The organism is Chryseomicrobium aureum (assembly GCF_016909155.1).
GTDB lineage: Bacteria > Bacillota > Bacilli > Bacillales_A > Planococcaceae > Chryseomicrobium > Chryseomicrobium aureum.
Genome location: NZ_JAFBFG010000007.1, coordinates 40,170 through 58,431, shown reverse-complemented (window position 1 = coordinate 58,431; position 18,262 = coordinate 40,170). Strand labels below are relative to the sequence as shown.

General features: G+C 45.7%; 19 protein-coding genes and 1 other annotated feature. Of the genes, 7 read left to right on the top strand and 12 right to left on the bottom strand.

All coding sequences use genetic code 11. The features are described from left to right. Window positions 1–105: 105 nt before the first annotated feature. Together JOD03_RS07050 and JOD03_RS07045 are read left to right on the top strand one after the other, a co-directional pair. On the top strand, window positions 106–894 hold the full coding sequence (locus JOD03_RS07050; protein WP_204590144.1) for a 3D domain-containing protein: 789 nt from the start codon (window positions 106–108) through the stop codon (window positions 892–894). A gap of 431 nt (window positions 895–1,325) precedes the next feature. Beyond that, on the top strand, window positions 1,326–2,702 hold the full coding sequence (locus tag JOD03_RS07045) for an MATE family efflux transporter (protein ID WP_204590143.1): 1,377 nt from the start codon (window positions 1,326–1,328) through the stop codon (window positions 2,700–2,702). A 14-nt stretch (window positions 2,703–2,716) separates the two neighbouring features. Here JOD03_RS07045 and JOD03_RS07040 read toward each other — a convergent pair whose 3' ends face one another. Together JOD03_RS07040 and JOD03_RS07035 are read right to left on the bottom strand one after the other, a co-directional pair. Then, on the bottom strand, window positions 2,717–2,881 hold the full coding sequence (locus JOD03_RS07040; RefSeq protein WP_204590142.1) for a hypothetical protein: 165 nt from the start codon (window positions 2,879–2,881) through the stop codon (window positions 2,717–2,719). A 54-nt stretch (window positions 2,882–2,935) separates the two neighbouring features. Next, entirely contained in the window at window positions 2,936–3,544 is a 609-nt protein-coding gene (locus JOD03_RS07035) for a hypothetical protein (RefSeq protein ID WP_204590141.1), read from the bottom strand. Between the two features lie 163 nt (window positions 3,545–3,707). On the opposite strand from JOD03_RS07035, the gene JOD03_RS07030 reads away from it, so the two are divergent. The 3 genes from JOD03_RS07030 to JOD03_RS07020 all read left to right on the top strand — a co-directional run bounded on the left by JOD03_RS07030 (window position 3,708) and on the right by JOD03_RS07020 (window position 6,652). Beyond that, entirely contained in the window at window positions 3,708–4,292 is a 585-nt protein-coding gene (locus JOD03_RS07030; protein ID WP_338032445.1) for an RNA polymerase sigma factor, read from the top strand. Next, window positions 4,273–5,064 (top strand): anti-sigma factor, encoded by a 792-nt coding sequence (locus JOD03_RS07025; protein WP_204590140.1) that lies wholly within the window; start codon window positions 4,273–4,275, stop codon window positions 5,062–5,064. Before JOD03_RS07030 ends, JOD03_RS07025 begins: the two co-directional genes overlap by 20 nt. 199 nt (window positions 5,065–5,263) lie before the next feature. Continuing rightward, window positions 5,264–6,652 carry a copper amine oxidase gene (locus tag JOD03_RS07020; RefSeq protein ID WP_239584876.1) on the top strand — a complete coding sequence of 463 codons (1,389 nt, stop codon included), beginning with the start codon at window positions 5,264–5,266 and terminating at the stop codon, window positions 6,650–6,652. Between the two features lie 419 nt (window positions 6,653–7,071). Here JOD03_RS07020 and trpA read toward each other — a convergent pair whose 3' ends face one another. From trpA to JOD03_RS06980, 8 genes are all read right to left on the bottom strand, one after another. Beyond that, complete coding sequence (gene trpA / locus JOD03_RS07015) at window positions 7,072–7,857, bottom strand: tryptophan synthase subunit alpha (RefSeq protein WP_204590139.1); 786 nt, start codon at window positions 7,855–7,857, stop codon at window positions 7,072–7,074. Beyond that, window positions 7,854–9,059, bottom strand: coding sequence for a tryptophan synthase subunit beta (trpB, locus tag JOD03_RS07010; RefSeq protein WP_204590138.1), 1,206 nt, complete (start codon window positions 9,057–9,059; stop codon window positions 7,854–7,856). The genes trpA and trpB overlap by 4 nt, the downstream gene beginning before the upstream one ends. After that, the gene (locus tag JOD03_RS07005; protein ID WP_204590137.1) at window positions 9,056–9,667 is read right to left on the bottom strand and encodes a phosphoribosylanthranilate isomerase; all 612 of its coding nucleotides are present in this window, start codon (window positions 9,665–9,667) and stop codon (window positions 9,056–9,058) included. Before JOD03_RS07005 ends, trpB begins: the two co-directional genes overlap by 4 nt. Continuing rightward, window positions 9,654–10,442, bottom strand: coding sequence for an indole-3-glycerol phosphate synthase TrpC (trpC, locus tag JOD03_RS07000; RefSeq protein WP_204590136.1), 789 nt, complete (start codon window positions 10,440–10,442; stop codon window positions 9,654–9,656). Before trpC ends, JOD03_RS07005 begins: the two co-directional genes overlap by 14 nt. Further along, window positions 10,439–11,452 (bottom strand): anthranilate phosphoribosyltransferase, encoded by a 1,014-nt coding sequence (gene trpD, locus JOD03_RS06995; protein WP_204590135.1) that lies wholly within the window; start codon window positions 11,450–11,452, stop codon window positions 10,439–10,441. The genes trpC and trpD overlap by 4 nt, the downstream gene beginning before the upstream one ends. Further along, window positions 11,436–12,011 (bottom strand): anthranilate synthase component II, encoded by a 576-nt coding sequence (locus JOD03_RS06990; RefSeq protein WP_204590134.1) that lies wholly within the window; start codon window positions 12,009–12,011, stop codon window positions 11,436–11,438. The genes trpD and JOD03_RS06990 overlap by 17 nt, the downstream gene beginning before the upstream one ends. Next, entirely contained in the window at window positions 12,008–13,363 is a 1,356-nt protein-coding gene (trpE, locus tag JOD03_RS06985; RefSeq protein WP_204590133.1) for an anthranilate synthase component I, read from the bottom strand. Before trpE ends, JOD03_RS06990 begins: the two co-directional genes overlap by 4 nt. A 62-nt stretch (window positions 13,364–13,425) precedes the next feature. Next, window positions 13,426–13,627, bottom strand: a binding site (T-box leader). Between the two features lie 84 nt (window positions 13,628–13,711). Beyond that, window positions 13,712–14,536, bottom strand: a complete 825-nt coding sequence (locus JOD03_RS06980; protein WP_204590132.1) for an ABC transporter substrate-binding protein — start codon at window positions 14,534–14,536, stop codon at window positions 13,712–13,714. 152 nt (window positions 14,537–14,688) lie between these two features. Here JOD03_RS06980 and JOD03_RS06975 point away from each other — a divergent pair, with 152 nt between their 5' ends. Next, on the top strand, window positions 14,689–15,261 hold the full coding sequence (locus JOD03_RS06975; RefSeq protein WP_204590131.1) for a GNAT family N-acetyltransferase: 573 nt from the start codon (window positions 14,689–14,691) through the stop codon (window positions 15,259–15,261). A gap of 110 nt (window positions 15,262–15,371) precedes the next feature. After that, complete coding sequence (locus tag JOD03_RS06970) at window positions 15,372–16,355, top strand: ring-cleaving dioxygenase (RefSeq protein ID WP_204590130.1); 984 nt, start codon at window positions 15,372–15,374, stop codon at window positions 16,353–16,355. Window positions 16,356–16,599: 244 nt separating this feature from the next. Here the strand turns inward: JOD03_RS06970 and JOD03_RS06965 are convergent, their stop codons facing one another. Next, a complete protein-coding gene (locus JOD03_RS06965; RefSeq protein WP_204590129.1) occupies window positions 16,600–17,058 on the bottom strand; it encodes an antibiotic biosynthesis monooxygenase family protein in 459 nt (152 codons plus the stop codon). 15 nt (window positions 17,059–17,073) lie between these two features. Further along, a complete protein-coding gene (locus JOD03_RS06960) occupies window positions 17,074–18,249 on the bottom strand; it encodes an aminotransferase class I/II-fold pyridoxal phosphate-dependent enzyme (protein ID WP_204590128.1) in 1,176 nt (391 codons plus the stop codon). Window positions 18,250–18,262 lie beyond the last annotated feature (13 nt).

Sequence of the window (18,262 nt, the reverse complement as noted above, 5' to 3'; positions counted from 1 at the left end):
TTCGCTGACGTGTAATTGATAGCCCCGTGGTACTTTCCTGTCATTGTTCTGCAATGTGGAGGTGGTACGATAGGGGTCGTTAGTGAAAAGGAGGAATTTTAACTTATGAAAAAACAAATCGTTGCACTAACCGCTATTTCAGGATTATTTATTGGCGCAGCCGGTGCGTCTGCAACCGAACAATCATATACAGTTAAAAGCGGGGACACATTATGGTCCATTGCACAGCAAAATGAAGTATCTGTAGGAGACATCAAAGAATGGAACAACTTAGATTCTACTTTGATTTTCCCAAATCAAGAACTACAAGTCGGAGAACTTGAAACATACAAAGTGGTTAGCGGCGACACGCTCTACCAAATCGCACAGCAGTATGATATCTCAGTGGCCGACCTTAAAGGATGGAACGGCTTAACTTCAGACTTAATCTTCCCAGACCAAGTGTTAGTTGTGGAAGGGAATGACTATATAGCAGCACCTGCCGCTCAGGCTCCAGCAGCGCAAGCTCCAGTAGAAGAAGCAAAGTCTGAGCCAGTTGAACAAACTGAGCAAGCGGCAGCACCACAAGAGTCTCAACCTGTTGAGTCTGCTCCAGTAGAAGCCGCTCAAACGATGACGGTTGAAGCAACAGCTTACACAGCTTACTGTGAAGGATGTTCAGGTACAACAGCAACAGGTATCGACTTACGTGCGAACCCAAATCAAAAAGTAATCGCGGTTGATCCATCTGTTATCCCATTAGGTTCAAAAGTATGGGTTGAAGGATATGGAGAAGCGATTGCCGGAGATACTGGTGGCGCAATCAAAGGTAACAAAATCGATGTCTTCATTCCAGATCAGCAAGGCGCTCTAAACTGGGGACGTCAAACAGTTACAATTAAAATCTTAGATTAATTTTCGAAACCACGGGCTTTGCGCTCGTGGTTTTTTAGTGCTGGTTAGGGAGGGGAGGGGGAGGGGGCTGAAATGGTTTCCATAGTATGACTTCGGTAGAATAAAAAGTGGTTTGGGTAGAATAAATTTCAGTTTCGGTAGAAAAAAAGTCGATTTGAGTAGAATAAATCATACTTTCGGTAGATGAACGCTCGCTCAGTCCAAAACTTCTGATCGCCACATACATCTAACCGTAATCGAGTTGCGCCTCCTAGAAATCCCGCAAGATGCCATCGCGGTCTATGAAGCATAGAACACTTCACAGTCCACGCTGTCATCTCGCACTATTTCTGAACAGTCGGCTCCACATCTAATAGTAAAATATTGCCCTTTCTTTTTCCGGAGATTTTGCTATGCTAAGTAAATGTTTAGCGAGGAAGAAGGAACGCACAATGAAAAAAACAAAACAAACCGGTGACTTAAACCTCTTTCATTTAACATGGCCGATTTTTTTAGAAGTCTTTTTATTCATGTTGATGGGTATAGTGGATACCTTTATGCTCAGCTCCCTTTCAGACGACGCAGTTTCTGGAGTAGGAGCGGCTAATCAGTATATTCATATAGCGATATTGCTACTAGAAGTAGTGGCAGCAGGAGCTTCAATCGTCGTTGCGCAGTACCTTGGATCAAAGCTTTTTAAAGAAGCTTCCAAAGTTGCAGCACTCTCCATCACACTCAATCTTGTGATCGGAATTATTCTCAGCATCGTCTATTTGATTTTTGCCAAATCGATGATGGTTGCGATGAACCTGCAAGGAGATGTCCTGGACTACGCAGTGAGTTATCTATCGATTGTTGGTGGAGCCATCTTCTTACAAGCCATTATTAACTCCTTGTCGGCCGTCATTCGTGTTCATGGATGGACGAAACAGACGATGTATGTGTCGCTTGGAATGAACATCATTCACGTTATCGGGAACTATGTTTTGATTTTTGGGAAATTTGGTTTTCCTGAACTCGGCGTTGAAGGGGCAGCGATTTCTTCAATTGGAAGTCGTTTCTTGGCGATGCTCGTGTTCTTCTGGTTATTTTATAAAGTGATGGATGTTCGCGTTATGTGGCGAGACTATTTCCAGTGGTCAAAAGACTATATTGGAAAAATTCTTCGTATTGGACTGCCCGCTGCGTTTGAACAAATTTTGTACCAAGCTGCGCAAATCGTATTTCTCTTCTATATTACGTACCTTGGTGCAGAGTCACTTGCGGCGAGGCAATATGCGCACAACATTTCGATGTTCACGTACTTGTTCGCGATAGCTATTGGAATGGGGACTGCCATTATTGTTGGACGGTTTGTAGGGGCTGGGCGTTCTGAAGAGGCGTACAGTCAACTTTGGAAGAGTGTGCAATACGCGATGACATTTACTATTGTGGCCGTATCCATAGTGGTCATCTTCCGAGAGTCGATTGTAGGGATTTTCACGGACAATCCTGAAGTCATTCGTCTTGCCGCACAAGTGCTAGTGTTAGGTCTTGCACTCGAAACGGGAAGAACCTTGAATATAGTCATCATTAACTCGTTACGCGCTGCAGGAGATGCACGCTTCCCTGTAATAATGGGAGCTATTTCAATGATCGGTATCAGTCTACCGCTCGGTTATTTCTTCGTTTTTACTTTGGAATGGGGACTAGTGGGTGTGTGGGCTGCGATTGCAATTGATGAATGGACGCGTGGATTGATCATGTTGTTTAGATGGAAGAGCAAAGCATGGAAAAGATATGCGCTCGTTAAAGTGCCAGAAAAACAAAAAGAAGCCGAGTCGTTGTAAACTCGGCTTCACTGCTAGCTGAACATCGGGAATACGTATGAAATCAAGAACCAAAGAATACCAAAGAAAATAATGATGTACGCTGCATATTTGATAAATGTAGCACCGACTAGACCGCTGTCTGTCTTTTCTTCACGTCGAACCTCAACGTGCTTTTCTTCATGACGGTTGTTATCCATAAATAGACCTCCTTGTTTAGGTGTTTACTATGAAATACCCCGCCATGAAAAAATTTAAACGTCGATACGATTCGAATTAATTAGCAACACCAGTGCTGGGCCGGCAATTGGTATGAAGGCCAATGCCTTTGCGCGAGCTTCTGGATAAAAGTGATACACGGCATAAATGGATAGGCCCCAAAGGACGAACCAATCTACTGTCATGACCGATACAAGATGCGACTGTTGGAAAGTTTCCATATAAGCATCTAGTGAAATGCCGTTTTGTAAGGAAATCAAATTGGCGACTGTAATCACAATCAAGAATAGTAGCCATGTTTTTGAGCGTAAAATACGAAGCAACCATTTAGGCGTTCGGATTTTTCGTTCCGGTGGTCGATTTCCGAAAGCAAAATACAAGAGTAGTGAAAACGCACCAAGGCCGAATGAAACGAGCGAGAACGGCCAAGCCGGCCAACGTTTCGTATCGTTGCGAAGTAGTACTGTGAGAAAGATGAGTGGGAAAATCCCTAACGAATTAAATACAGTTAACACGAGGGGATCAATCGCCGCCCAATTTCCTGCAAATACTTCTGTTAACACGGGATCACTGCTGTTGCCTTGCCCAGGTGCTAGAAAAACAGCATAGCCAACGAGTATAATCCACACTACAAAAAATATCATTGGACCACCTCTTTTTTCTTTTCATCATACCCTAAAATGATTCGTGTCACCTAGTTCTAGGAAAAGTGATCCAAATGCAGAGTTTCTGCGTTATCTTATTAATAGTAATACTTTGCTACTTTCCGTTATGATAAGAGGAACTGGAAGTAGGGGAGGGAACTACGTGTCTTTTTCGGATGAAGAGTTGTACGAGCAAATTTTAGCCAAGGATCAACATGCGCTAGAAGAGCTTTATAATAAATATGAACGACTGGTCTATTCATTTGCTTACCGTATGATGCAAGATCAACAACGAGCAGAAGACATCGTGCAAGACGTATTCACAAAGCTCTGGCGTGATCACGCACCATTTGATGCTAGCCGCGGCAAGTTTTCTTCATGGTTGCTCACGATGACACGCAACCGTTGTTTGGACGTGATTCGAAAGTCTGCTAAACAACAAGAAGTCGGATTACTAGATAAAGATGCTGAACGTGTCACGGATACAATGCATGATGCCCCCGAGCAAGCGGTCGAGTGGCAAGAGAAAAGTGATCGTATTCGCAAGGCATTGTCTTATTTGAAAGAAGATCAAAGAAAAATTGTTGAGCTGTTTTATTTTCATGGCTACTCGCAAGACCGTATCTCAAAAGATTTAAATATTCCTTTAGGGACGGTCAAAGGAAGGATACGATTAGCCTTACAACATCTCAGAAAACGATTAGAACCGGAAAGGGGGGAACTTGCAGATGGAACGAGTGATGTGTGATTTAACAATTGATTATTTCAACGAACAACTGACAACGGAAGAGAAGGAAGCGTTTGAACAGCATTTGGCAACATGCGCCGAGTGTCAACAAGAGCTTGCTGAGTGGCAGGCGTTATCAGAAGATTTACCGTACGTGTCGGAATTCACGGAACCCCCAGTGGGAATGAAAGAACGCGTACTTGGGTCAATCTTTGAAGAGACCCCACCAGCGCAAGCGGATCCCGTTGTCCCATTCCGACCAGCACCTAAAGAAACTACACAGCCAACACCTGTAACACATACCTCTAGTAAGAGAAGAGGTACACCAAAATGGCTACCACTACTTGCAGCAGCGCTTGTCCTCTCATTAGTAGGAAACGCTTATCTAGGATGGATCGTAAGTGATCAACAACAAACATTAGTGTCGCAAAGTGAAACAGTCGATCAATTGATTGCACTTGTGAATTTGCAACCTCTTGAAGGTGACTCAACAGGAACCGCATCTATTGTCCGAAATGGCGATGAGATTCGAGTGGTCGTCCAAGCATCTTCATTGCCAGAACTAACAGATGAAGAAGTCTATCAAGTTTGGTTAATTGATGAGGATGGTCCAGATCGTGCAGGAACATTTACATCCACAGGAACAGATGGAGCGGTTGTGTATACACTTCCTGCTGGGAAAGATTTCACATGGGATCAGATTGCTGTATCTCATGAACCAACAAAAGATAGTGAAACACCACTTGGTGATGTATTGATGGCTTCAACTATTTCAGCACCAAATGCCAATTAATTTCTTGAATCGCTCATGAAAATGGGCGATTTTTTCTTTTTGTTATACATTTTGTAGAAGGTTGAAACCCTTATGTATCAACGTTTGGAGAAGGTTGGTCAAAAGAATTTAAAAAAACTTTCAAAAAAAGTGATCCAATCGAATTTCTCTTCCGTTAGCTTGGTGTAAAATAAAAACCCCAAAAAAAGGAGAGATTCACATGAACTACAAAATGAAATCAAAAGCAATTTTAGCGGCAACACTGGCAATGACAATGGCGGCACCGGCGATTGCACTAGCAGATGACCACGGCGATCATTCTTCAATGGGTGGAGCAGTTTCAGATGACATGGGAGTTTCTTCACCAGCATCAGAACTTCGCTCGACACTAACACACTTATTCACTGAGCATGCATTCTTAGCAGTGGAAACATTGAAAAAAGGTGCAGATGGAACAGAAGATTTTGAAGCATTAGCTGGCGCATTAAACGGGAACACAGATGACTTAACAGCAGCTGTCTCTTCTGTATATGGAGAAGAAGCAGGAGCACAATTCAAAGAGATTTGGGCTTCACACATTGGCTACTTCGTAGACTATGCAAATGCAACTGCAGCAGATGACCAAGCAGGAAAAGATCAAGCTGTAGCTGAATTAGATGAATACATTGTCGAGCAAGCAGCATTCTTAGATGCAGCAACTGAAGGACGTTTACCAGCAGCAGATCTAGAAGCAGGGTTGACTGAACACGTAGGTCAATTAGTCGCAGCGTTCGATAGCTATGTAGCTGGAGATTATGAAGCGTCTTACAATAGCGAGCGCGAAGCAATCAACCACATGGTAATGGTAGCATCTGGTATGGCTTCAGCAATTACTGACCAATTCCCAGAGAACTTTGATAATACTGTAGCTGTAACACCAGCAGCGGATTTACGTGCTAACCTAGACCGTATCTTCACAGAGCATGCCGGACTTGCAGTAATGGCTATGCAAAATGGAGTAGATGGTGACCCTGACTATGATGCATCAGCAGCAGCACTTCTTGCTAACGCAGATGACCTATCAGCAGCAGTCGCTTCAGTATATGGTGAAGAAGGCGGAGCACAATTTAAAGAGATCTGGAACAGCCACATTGGCTACTTCGTAGATTACGTGGTTGCTACAGCAAATGAGGATGAAGCTGGACAAGAGCAGGCAATGGCAGAACTTGACGAGTATATCGTTGAGCAAGCAGCATTCCTAGCAGCGGCTACTGAAGACCGTTTACCAGCAGCAGATTTAGAAGCTGGTTTGACTGAGCACGTAGATCAGTTATTAGCAGCATTTGATCTATATGTAGAGGGCGATTTCGAAGGAGCATACTCAAACCTTCGTGAAGCTTATGCGCACATGTTAATGCCATCAGCGGCTATCTCAGGCGCAATTGTTGATCAATTCCCTGAAAACTTCCAAGGTGGGGAGATGCCAGAAGGTATGCCAAGTACTGGTATGGGCGGAATGGCTGAAGAAGAAGGTATGGGTGCACAAGGATTCCTACTTGGATCTTTACTAGCAGCATCACTTGGTGCAGCAGCATTCATGACTCGTCGCCGTAAAAGCGAACAGAACTAATCCAGCGGGTTAAGACATGGATCCCATCATGCGCGACGACCACTAGATTGGAAGATTCCAATTTAGACCCTTACAGCTCTTATCCAGAGTTAGTTCGGGGGACACTAGCAGCATAGGGATGTAAGGGCCAGTATCGTTTCGATGATTTGGACCAACGTCTTTTACCAATAGAAAAAGAGTCCGATACTCTGGGGAGTGTCGGGCTCTTTTGTGTAGTTTTCTAGAAAGATCTTAGGAAATCAGGGCTTGCAGATGAAATTAGTTTCCATAACATGACTCAGGGCACACAAATGAGTTTCGAGGGCACAGAAATGCTCGCTCGAGAAACAAAACAACTCACGCACGTCACAAAAACAGCCGCCCAGGGCACAAACCCCCGAGCGACCCAAGCCCTTACTAGAAAGACCTTAAGAAATCAGTTAAACCTCTGCTCGCACAGAACGCGCTGCATCTAGTAGTGGAAGAATTGCGTCACGGTCACCCCGGTGCAGTGCGTCGACTACAAAGCTTCCAACGATTACGCCATCCACGACCTCACTTAATTGCTGTACATGCTCAGGAGTCGAGACACCAAAGCCTGCCATCACTGGAACTGGGCTCACAGACTTAAGTGCAGCAAGATGCTTAAATGTCTCTTCTGGCAGCGACTGGCGTGTCCCGGTTATGCCGTTCACCGTTACAGCGTAGACGAATCCCTGGGAAGCTTTCGCAATCCGTTCCACACGTTCGCGCGGGCTCGTTAAACTGACTAATTGAACTAAATCGATTCCAGCAGGTTCTAGTACACCAGACAAAATCTCGGATTCCTCGAGTGGAAGATCAGATACGATGACACCTGCAACGCGCGCTTCTTTGGCCAAGTTCGCAAATGTATCGAGCCCGAGCTGTAAAATAGGATTGAAATACGTCATGACCACAAGTGGAAGCGTGATGTCGCTCTTTAGTGCCTTCACAGCCTCAAGAACGTCGCGAAGCGTAGTTCCATGGGCAAGTGAACGAAGGCCAGCTGCTTGGATGACTGGGCCATCTGCGACTGGATCGGAAAACGGAATGCCTAGCTCGACCGCTGTTGCACCCGAATTCTGCAAGAATAGCAGTTGTTCCTTTAACCCGTCGAGTCCTCCGTCACCCGCCATGATATAGGGGATGAACGCAGTTTCTCCTGCCTCCACGCGCGACTGGATTGCTTTTGTTAATCGACTCATTCGTTTTCCTCCTTACTAGCGAGTGCTTCTCGGATTGTATGCACGTCTTTGTCTCCACGACCTGATAAACAAATGACGACATGATCATCTTCGGTTGTCGTTGGGAGGAGGACGTCTAGGTGAGCAAGTGCATGTGCTGATTCAAGTGCCGGAATAATGCCTTCTGTCTGGGCGAGTAGTTGTAGAGCTGTCAATGCTTCTTCGTCCGTCACAGACGTGTACTCGACGCGACCGAGGTCGTGCAGGTAACTATGCTCGGGTCCGATACCCGGGTAATCAAGTCCTGCTGAAATCGAGTGAGCTTCTTGAATTTGACCAGCTTCATCTTGTAAGAGGTGCATCATGGCACCGTGCAATACGCCAACTTTCCCACCAGTTAAGCTTGCTGCATGTTTCCCAGAAGCGACCCCGTGACCAGCTGCTTCAATACCAATTAACTTTACATCGGAATCATTGATGAACGGATAGAACATACCCATCGCATTACTACCACCGCCGATGCAGGCGAGAACGTGTGTAGGTAACTGCTCGAATTGCGCGAGACTTTGGCGCCGTGTTTCTTGGCCGATTACGGATTGGTAGTCTCGGACAATTTGCGGGAATGGGTGAGGTCCTAGAACTGACCCCATGATGTAGTGCGTATCGTCCACATGTGTGACCCAGTAACGAAGAGCCTCGTTGACAGCGTCTTTCAGCGTACCGCTTCCTTGTGTAACTTCGACAACTTTAGCACCCAGCAACTCCATCCGGAAAACGTTCAACTGTTGTCTACGAATGTCTTCTTTTCCCATAAAAATCGTGCACTCAAGGCCGAACAACGCACTAACAGTTGCAGTAGCAACGCCGTGTTGGCCGGCACCAGTCTCAGCAACGACTTTCTTTTTCCCCATACGTTTTGCAAGGAGGGCTTGTCCGACTGTATTGTTGATTTTGTGCGCTCCTGTATGGTTTAAATCTTCACGTTTCAAATAAATTTTTGCTTTGCCATAATGCTTAGTTAAACGTTCTGCAAAATATAAAGGATTTTCACGCCCGACGTACTGTTCCAGATAATAGCGGACTTCTTCGTTAAACACTTGATCTTTTTGCGCGTCAAGGTAGGCTTCTTCAAGTTCTGCTAAAGCGTGCATGAGCGTCTCTGGAACGAATTGGCCACCGTAATTTCCGTAGCGACCTTTTACTGGTGCTGTGTAGTTTGTCATCCTAATTCCTCCCGTACGGCGCGTATGAACGCCTTAATTTTTTCGCTGTCTTTTCGTCCATCAGTTTCTACGCCACTCGATACATCCACCATAGCGGGCTGTAAATCTCGTACGGCTTCTCCTACATTTTCTGGCGTCAATCCACCTGCTAGAATGAAGGGTCTCGACGTTGATACTTGATGGAAGTACGTCCAATCAAATGTGTGACCGGAACCTCCTCGGTGTGTCGTACCTGGTGCATCCACGAGTACGAGGGGAGCAGGGCTTGCAAACGCACGCTCCAAATCTTCTTTTGAACGGATTGAAAATGCTTTAATCACGGGTACTTCAATGGCATCCAGTAATGTGTCGGGTTCATCCCCGTGCAACTGCACGTAATCGAGAGGAACGGCTTGTGACGTGGCATTGATTTCTTCGGCAGTCGCGTTCACAAAAACCCCTACCTTTTTGACAGGGAACGGAATGGCTTTCGCAAGTTGAGCGGCTTCTGATAGCGTGATTTGGCGCTTGCTCGGGGCGAATACAAAACCGATGGCATCTGCCCCAGCAAAAACTGCAGCTTCCACATGTTCCGCCTCTTTTAATCCACAAATCTTAATACGCGTCATGAACGACCCTCCCGACCTGGAATGCTTGCAGCGCTTCTTCCACTGAATCTGCGCGAACCAATGTCTCACCGACTAGTAATCCATGGGCACCACAAGCACTTAGGCGTTCTGCATCTTGCGGGGAGACAATACCGCTTTCACTAATGAGGTGAACGTTTGCAGTAACAGGAATTTTCCGTGCCAGCCGTTCTGTCGTATCAAGAGACACTTCGAAAGTACGAAGGTCTCGATTGTTTACGCCAATCAATTGAGCACCTAGATTTAGAGCGATTTCCAATTCTTCTTCGTCGTGCACTTCAACAAGTACTTCAAGGCCAAGACGAGTCGCATAATCGTAGAGTGCGTGTAGTGCATCAACTTCTAGTGCTGCAACAATCAATAAGATGATGGACGCTCCGTGGCTATACGCGGCATCGATTTGAATTGGATCGACCATAAAATCTTTGCACAATACTGGAAGATCGGTAGAGTTTGCTACTTGCGTCAAATCCTCAAACGACCCTTGGAAATACTCGATGTCCGTGAGAACCGAAATCGCAGCTGCACCACCTGCAACGTAGCGGCTGGCTTGCGCCACAGCATCAAGGTTCGGATGTATCAATCCTTTTGAAGGGGACGCGCGCTTAATTTCAGCAATCACTTCAAGGCGATTCGAATGCGCGAGTGTATTCGATAATTTTTGGCGCAATGGGATGGATCGCTCCGGTAAGACTGTTGTTTTCAGTTGTTCTACTTCTTTATATTTCGTTGCGATGATTGTATCTAGTATTGTCATGACGTTACCTCCACAGCTGTTGGGTAATGCAGCAATTGATGAAGTGCTTTGCCGGACTGAATGCTCTCCCGCGCAGTTTCAATTCCTTCTCTGACAGAAGATGCAGCTCCTGCAGCAAACAATGCGAGTCCACTATTTAACAATGTCGTGTCCAAATAAGCAGAAGGTTCGCCATTTAATACAGCCCGTAAAATGTGTGCGTTTTGTTCTGCGTCGCCACCTGCAATCGCTTCACGTGGAAGTGGGGAGAGCCCGACCTGTTCTGCAGTAAGGGTGTGCGTCGTGATTTCCGAATCGTGCAACACAGTATAGCGCGTTGTGCCATCAAGAGAAGCTTCATCAAGACGCCCTTCACCCGTTACGATGACCGCCCGCTTTCTTCCAAGAAGACGTGCCGCTTCAGCCAGTGTTTGCTGGTAGTCTTCACGGTACACGCCAATTAATTGATGCGTTAACGGATACGGATTGGCGAGGGGTCCAATCAAATTGAAAAGTGTTGGTTTCCCGATTGCTTTTCGAATCGGTTGAAGAACCCGCATCGCCGGGTGGACATCCGGTGCGAATAAAAAGGTAAGGCCTGTCGTCTCAAGGAGATGTGCGCTTTCTTCCGGTGTAACAGTAAGTTCTAATCCGAGAGCAGCTAATACATCGGCACTTCCTGAACGGCTAGAAATGCTTCGGTTGCCATGTTTAGCGACACGGACTCCAGCACCTGAAGTGACAAATGCAGCGGTTGTGCTGATATTGAAACTTCCCGATTGATCGCCACCTGTACCGCACATATCGAATACCGGGAAGGGAACAGTAGGATAGGATGTCGCACGTTCCATCAAGGCATCCACAACACCTGCAAGTTCTTCCGCCGTTTCTTGCCTCGCGTGAAGAGCCAGCAAGATATCTTTGATCAACTTCTCCTCTGCATCTGCTTCAAAAAATTGACCGGCGAGTTGTTTCATCTCCAATCGCGATAAGTAGTCCCCTTCTAGGATTCGCTCATAAGTAGCTTTCACTTCGCATCACTCCTTGTAAGTAATTGGCCAAGCGTTTTCTGCCGTCCGGTGTTCCGATGGATTCCGGATGATACTGCATCCCGACAATGGGTAACGTGCGGTGACGCATCTCCATCAATGTCCCGTCTTCTTGTGCGAAGCTGACAGGTAGAAACTCTTCTGGAAGAGTCGTTGCATCGACAGCTAACGAATGGTACCGCATCACAACACCGCTTTCTTCTTGAGTATCTGCATCTTGTAAGCGTGAGGTCTTGCCATGAAAGATTTGCGGAGCTGAGATAATGGCTGCTCCAGTGCAAAGTCCCATTAACTGATGCCCTAGACAGATGCCGAGGAACGGGTAAGTAGTATGGAGCTCTTTGTAAATATTTTGCGTGACTGTATAGTCTTTTGGGTGGCCCGGGCCAGGAGAAAGTACGATAGCAGTTGGGTTCATTTTTTGGATGGACTCCACTGTCAACGTGTCGTAGCGCACCACTTCGACTTGCTCTCCGAGTTCTTGAAAGTACTGGGCCAGATTGTACGTAAACGAATCGTAGTGATCGATCAAGAGAATCATTGGAACACCTCCAGAAGAGAGCGTGCTTTGTGTAACGTTTCTTCATATTCTTTCACGGGGTCTGAATGGTACACGATACCAGCACCGGCTTGGATTGCGATGGAACCTTCAGAGATGACCGCTGTACGAATTGCTAGGGCAGCATCTAAATTGCCACTCGCGCTCAAATAGCCGACTGCTCCTGCGTAGACACCGCGCTGCGTCGTCTCAAGTTCATTGATCAACTGCATTGCTCGAATTTTTGGTGCGCCCGAAACGGTACCGGCTGGCAGACACGCTGTGAGTGCTTCAAGTGGGTGGATGTTTGGAAGTAGCTGTCCTTCGACTTCCGACACCAGGTGCATCACGTGTTGATACCGCTCGACTTGCTGATATTTTGTGACTTTTACACTGCCAGCTTTACTAAGGCGACCGACGTCATTACGTGCTAGGTCTACAAGCATGTCGTGTTCTGCGCGTTCTTTCGGGTCTTGCCGCAAATCTTCTTCAAGCGCAAGATCAAGTTCCCGCGTAGCGCCCCTTGGTCGCGTTCCAGCAATCGGGTTGGACTGAAAAACACCTTCAGAAACGCGTACGAAACTTTCCGGTGAAGCCCCAAGTACAACTGCATCCCCGAAGTCGATGTAAAACATATAAGGGGAAGGGTTGACGCGTCGTAACTTTCGGTAATAGGCGAAGGGTGTCTGATTAATGGAAGCAGAAAGTCTTTGCGACAATACAAGTTGAAAGATTTCCCCCTCATAAATCCATTCTTTCGATTTTTCAACGTTCGCTAGAAATTCGTCTTTTGTGATGTTGGATGTAAAGTGAAGCGGCGTCGCTTCATCAGGAAGCTCAGTCGTGGGCGTCTTTTGTAATTCCGCAACCACTTGCGCCACTTCGTCTTCATTTCCATTGCTGTTTAGTACGGTTACCGTATGCGTCTGATGATCGTAGACGACGACTGTTGGATACCACAGGAAATAGATGTCTGGTAATTCTCGTGCTTTCGGAAGTGGGTGGCCTGTTGGTTCTGTATGCCCTAGCACTTCATATCCTACGTAGCCGATTGCCCCTGTGGAAAAGGGGAAAGGACCTTCGGGAAGTGGAGGGGGAAGCAACTGTTTCAGAAGCGTCATCGCGTCTCCATGAAATTGATCAGTCGCCCCACTCAGTAAGTCTTTCACAGTCAACTGGCCTTTTTCCCCACAATACATCGTGGATGGGGAAGCGCCGATAAAGGAATAGCGACCGGATTTTTCGTGCTTTAAAGAGCTTTCAAGCAAAAACTTACGGTCGCCTTGTAAGCGGTGGTAGATAGAAATAGGGGTTAAAGAATCTCCATTAAGAGACTCGTGCACATAGTGTGTCATCTGGACTTGGCTCCTCTCATAGGAGCAGAAAATGAAAAAAGCCCTCCACAGGCAAAAAGCCTGCAGAGGGCGAACGGTTCGCGGTACCACCTCTGGTTTCAAGTTCAAAAACTCTCTCCAGATCTTGTAACGGGGATCATCCGTTCTTCCTTTTCAGAAGACTCTCCAAAGTCCATTCCAGCTGATGACATGACCGGTTTTCAGCGATGACCGGCTCTCTTTGACATGTCGCGTCAGTGTACTCTTCTTTGTCGAGGATTTCTCATCTCTGCTCTCTCATCTCAACTCTGCTCTAGGGCGATGGCGGCTCTCCGGCATCTTCTACCCATCCCGAACAAAAAGTTTTGTTTATCTTACCTTCTTTACTGTGTCGTTGTCAATGATGAAGGATTCATCATTTTCAAAAAGTTTCTTAAAATAGTGTGCGGCTTCCGTCATTTTTGCACCGTACCAGAACATTTCCCCGGCGACTAACACGGGCTTAGAAGTTGATGTGAACTCTGCAAATTCCTGTTTGTGTTTCTCGGCAAATGGAAACGGTTCAGATGCGAGAAGTAGATAATCCGGTTTGAGTTCTTCAAGTAATTCAGGTGTGATTTCAGGATAGCGACCATCAAGAGGCTTTGCTGCATTTTGGAATCCAAGTGCTTCTAACGTTGCTTGGATATACGTAGTATCACCGACTGCCATATATGGTTTGCGCCAGATCATATAGAGGACAGATGGCTGTCCAGAAACTTTAGGTAGTGAGTCGAAAGACATGCGCGCTTCTTGCTCAAGTTTTGTTGCAGCAGTTTGCGCACCGGACACCGCTCCAAGGTCACGAATCAGACGGTAAGAATCTTCAATCGTCTGGACCTCAAACACGACGACAGGTGCGATTTCTGAAAGAAGCTCTACCGTTTCTTTTGTATTTTCCTCTTTTTCAGCAAGGATCAAGTCAGGCTTTAAAGCGCGTACTTTTTCGATGGAAACATCTTTGGTGCCTCCGACTGAAGGAAGTGCCTCCACCTGATGTTTTGGGAAAATACAATATTTTGTACGGCCGACTACTTGATCCTGAACGTTCAGTGCAAAGAGCGTTTCGGTAATGGCAGGACAGATTGAAACGATTCGCTGAGGAAAAGTAGGAATCTGTAATTCCCTATCTAAATGGTCTTTAAACAGTTTCATCGAAAAAAACACCTCTTTTATGTTTAAGTATAACGAATATCGGGTAAACATGTCGTGGTGAGGATTTTTATCTAGCCTGATTTTTCCTCAACTTGTACGCTGCAAAAAACAAAAATCTCCGGGCAATGAAAAATTCGAAGGAGCTAACAACAATGAACTGGTATACAAAATTGAACCAATACTTTCCTGTAGAAGAAATGAAGTCACGTGAGCATATGGAGACGTTGCTAGAAGAAAAAGGCAAGGTCTACCGCAAAGATGAGGGGCCAAAGCATGTCCTCATGTATGTGGAATTTAAAGACTTTATTTTTGTCGACTACTTGTTTGTTTCAAAAGAAGCACGCGGAGAAGGTCTTGGGAAGAAGTTACTCGAAAAACTAAAAGCCACTGGTAAAACGATTCTATTAGAAGTTGAGCCTGTGAATTATGAAGATACAGATACTGAAAAACGTTTACGTTTCTATCAGCGTGAAGGATTTGTCCATGCGACTCAAATTGGATACAATCGTCGTTCTCTAGCAACTGGCGAGAACACAGTGCTTGAGATTCTTTACTGGACGCCTGAACCACGTGATGAGAAAGAAGTGTACGAAGCGATGAAATGGACGTATGAAAATATTCATACGTACATAGATGAAGAATTTTATGGGGAATCGTATGATCCAACCAACAAAGTTCTCACGTTCCTTACTGAAAAACGCGATTCGATTTTAGATGATAACTAAGAGTCTTTAGCCCATTCTATAGGAATGGGTTTTTTACTAAACAAATATCTTGAATTCAAGATAATTACGTCGTATACTAAAATCAGAAAGAAACACAAGGAGGAAAAATCATGAATGAATTAAAAGGAATCCACCACGTTACAGCGATCACGAGCAGTGCGGAGAAAAACTATGAGTTCTTCACATATGTGCTCGGGATGCGTTTAGTAAAGAAAACAGTCAACCAAGATGATATCCAGACGTATCACTTATTCTTTGCAGATGACCGCGGTAGCGCAGGAACAGACATGACGTTCTTTGACTTTCCAGGAATTCAAAAAGGGTCTCACGGAACGAACGAAATCTACCGTACATCATTCCGTGTTCCAACGGATGCAGCATTAGAGTATTGGGTGAAACGATTTGACCGTCTAGGTGTGAAAAATCAAGGAATTGAAGAACTGTTTGGCCGTAAAGTTGTAAAATTTGCTGACTTTGACGACCAGCGTTATCAATTGATCTCAGACGAAACAAATAGTGGAGTAGCTTCCGGTACTCCATGGCAGAACGGTCCGATTCCACTAGAGTTTGCGATTACAGGATTGGGTCCGATTGTGTTCCGCTACGACCGCGTCGACTTCTTAAAGGAGATGCTAGATAAAGTACTTGGTTTCCGTGAAATCGCATCTGAAGGCGATTTGACGTGGATGGAAGTAGGGGAAGGTGGAAATGGGGCTGCGGTCATCATCGAGAAGAACGTCGTGTTACCACCAGGTCGTCAAGGTTTCGGTACGGTTCACCACGTGGCGTTCCGCGTTGAAGACCGGGACGCATTGAATTTCTGGATTGACCGTTTGAACCAAGTGGGTATTCCGTCATCTGGCTATGTCGACCGATTCTATTTCGAGTCACTATATGCACGAATCGCACCACCGTTATTATTCGAGTTTGCGACAGATGGGCCAGGATTTATGGATGATGAGCCATATGAGACTTTGGGAGAGAAGCTAGCATTGCCACCGAAGTTTGAAGGCCGCCGTGAACAAATCGAAGCGTTAGTTCGCCCGATTGATACGGTGCGTAGTACGAAGGATATTCAAAAAGAATATGAGTAATAAAAAACCGACCTCGCATGATGCGGGGTCGGTTTTTTGGTGATGGATTGAAGATTTTTCTAGTAAGGTCTTGGGTCGCTTGGGGTTTGTGCCCTGGGAGGCTGTTTTTGTGACGTGCGTGAGTAGTTTTGTTCCTTCAGCGAGCGTTTCTGTGCCCTCGAAACTCTTTTATGTGCCCTGAGTCATGTTATGGAAACTAATTACAAATAAAAAACCGACCTCGCGTGATGCGGGGTCGGTTGTTTTATTTTGCGCTATACGTAGTAACAAAACTAGGTCCATTAAAAATGGCAGGACGTTTGTCGATGCCGTCGTCAGTACCGCGTTTTGCGTGTGCTTTTGAATAGGCTTGTGATGATTGCCAATCCTTGAAATTCTTCTCGTCTTCCCATTCCGTCAATATGATATATGTGTTGGAATCCATTGGGCGCATCACGCGAATCGCAATAAACCCTGGTTCGTCTTCAATCGCGCGAGCGCGGTTCATGAAGCGTTGTTCGAAAACGGGGCGACCTGCTTCCGTCACAGGAATATTATTTAGTACGAAAAATCCTTTATCAGAAAGCTCTCCAGATGAATCAATCACTTCGTAGCCATGCCCCTCTAGTTCTTGCAGAGTTTCATATTCGTTAATATAACGTTCTGTTTCACCTTTTAAATGAAAACCGCTCACTTGCGGTGTATCTGTCAAATAAATGTACATACCTAAACTTCCTCCTTATCCAACTTCTATCGGTTGGAGAGTTTTTAATGCTTCGAGTGCTTCCTTCAATACGTCAACATCTTTTACTAAAGCAATTCGCGCAAACCCGTCACCTTCTGTCCCAAAGATAGATCCAGGTACCATGACGACTCCTGTTTCACGCAATACGTGGAACACAAATTCTGTGTCTTTCATCGGATACGGATACGCTGCCCAAATGAACATACCACCGTTTGAAGGTGCGACTTTCCAGCCGAGTTCTTCAAGTCCTTGTCGCAACACGTGGTGACGTTCTGAAAATACGCGGCGCAGATTGTCAGTGATTTCCTCTGCGTGCGATAGGGCTGTGATGGCTGCTTCTTGAATCGGTTCAAAAATTCCATAGTCGAGATGAGATTTCAAGCTTTTGATTACAGCAATCAATTCAGCATTTCCTGCGATGTACGCAATTCGTGCCCCAGCCAGACTAAAGGTCTTTGATAGAGAATTAATTTCAAGCCCCACTTCTTTAGCTCCAGGAGTGGCCAAGAAACTCTTCGGTCCGCTTCCATCAAAATAAAATTCAGCGTACGCAGCGTCATGGACAACAATAATATTGTGCTTTTTCGCAAACGTGACGACGTCTTTGAAAAACGAATCACTTGGCAAAGCCGGTACTGGGTTGCCAGGTAAATTTAAAATCAACAATTTCGCTTTATCTGCAATTTCATCAGGTATCGATGCGATGTCCGGTAAGAAACCGTTCTCTTCATCAAGTGAAAGGTAGTAAGGTATTGCACCGGCTACATGGATGCCTGCATCATATGCGACATATGCGGGATTGGTTGTCAGGACAATATCGCCTTCATTGCAAAACGCAAGAGGGAGGTGGACAAGACCTTCTTGTGAACCCATTGTCTGAACAATTTCAGTTTCGGGGTCTAGGGAGACGCCCATACGATTTTTGTAATAGGTTGCGACCGCTTCATAAAAACGTGTGGTCCCAGTCAATGTATAGCCATAAGAAGTGGCAAGCGCACTTTTCTCTGAAAGAGTCTGACGGACCGCTTCTGCTGGTGGGAGGTCTGGGCTGCCAAGGCTCAGGTCATAAACAGGTAAGTCATTTGAGGTGCGGACAGCCGCGGCTTTTTTTAGTTCTCCAAAAATTGATGTAGGGAAGCGTTCCATTCGTGTTGCAGGTTGAAAATTCACATGCGTCACTCCT

Coding starts and splice junctions, on each gene's coding strand:
- JOD03_RS07050 (WP_204590144.1), top strand. CDS start 106: ATGAAAAAACAAATCGTTGCACTAACCGCTATTTCAGGATTATTTATT.
- JOD03_RS07045 (WP_204590143.1), top strand. CDS start 1,326: ATGAAAAAAACAAAACAAACCGGTGACTTAAACCTCTTTCATTTAACA.
- JOD03_RS07040 (WP_204590142.1), bottom strand. CDS start 2,881: ATGGATAACAACCGTCATGAAGAAAAGCACGTTGAGGTTCGACGTGAA.
- JOD03_RS07035 (WP_204590141.1), bottom strand. CDS start 3,544: ATGATATTTTTTGTAGTGTGGATTATACTCGTTGGCTATGCTGTTTTT.
- JOD03_RS07025 (WP_204590140.1), top strand. CDS start 4,273: ATGGAACGAGTGATGTGTGATTTAACAATTGATTATTTCAACGAACAA.
- JOD03_RS07020 (WP_239584876.1), top strand. CDS start 5,264: ATGAACTACAAAATGAAATCAAAAGCAATTTTAGCGGCAACACTGGCA.
- trpA (WP_204590139.1), bottom strand. CDS start 7,857: ATGAGTCGATTAACAAAAGCAATCCAGTCGCGCGTGGAGGCAGGAGAA.
- trpB (WP_204590138.1), bottom strand. CDS start 9,059: ATGACAAACTACACAGCACCAGTAAAAGGTCGCTACGGAAATTACGGT.
- JOD03_RS07005 (WP_204590137.1), bottom strand. CDS start 9,667: ATGACGCGTATTAAGATTTGTGGATTAAAAGAGGCGGAACATGTGGAA.
- trpC (WP_204590136.1), bottom strand. CDS start 10,442: ATGACAATACTAGATACAATCATCGCAACGAAATATAAAGAAGTAGAA.
- JOD03_RS06990 (WP_204590134.1), bottom strand. CDS start 12,011: ATGATTCTCTTGATCGATCACTACGATTCGTTTACGTACAATCTGGCC.
- trpE (WP_204590133.1), bottom strand. CDS start 13,363: ATGACACACTATGTGCACGAGTCTCTTAATGGAGATTCTTTAACCCCT.
- JOD03_RS06980 (WP_204590132.1), bottom strand. CDS start 14,536: ATGAAACTGTTTAAAGACCATTTAGATAGGGAATTACAGATTCCTACT.
- JOD03_RS06975 (WP_204590131.1), top strand. CDS start 14,689: ATGAACTGGTATACAAAATTGAACCAATACTTTCCTGTAGAAGAAATG.
- JOD03_RS06970 (WP_204590130.1), top strand. CDS start 15,372: ATGAATGAATTAAAAGGAATCCACCACGTTACAGCGATCACGAGCAGT.
- JOD03_RS06965 (WP_204590129.1), bottom strand. CDS start 17,058: ATGTACATTTATTTGACAGATACACCGCAAGTGAGCGGTTTTCATTTA.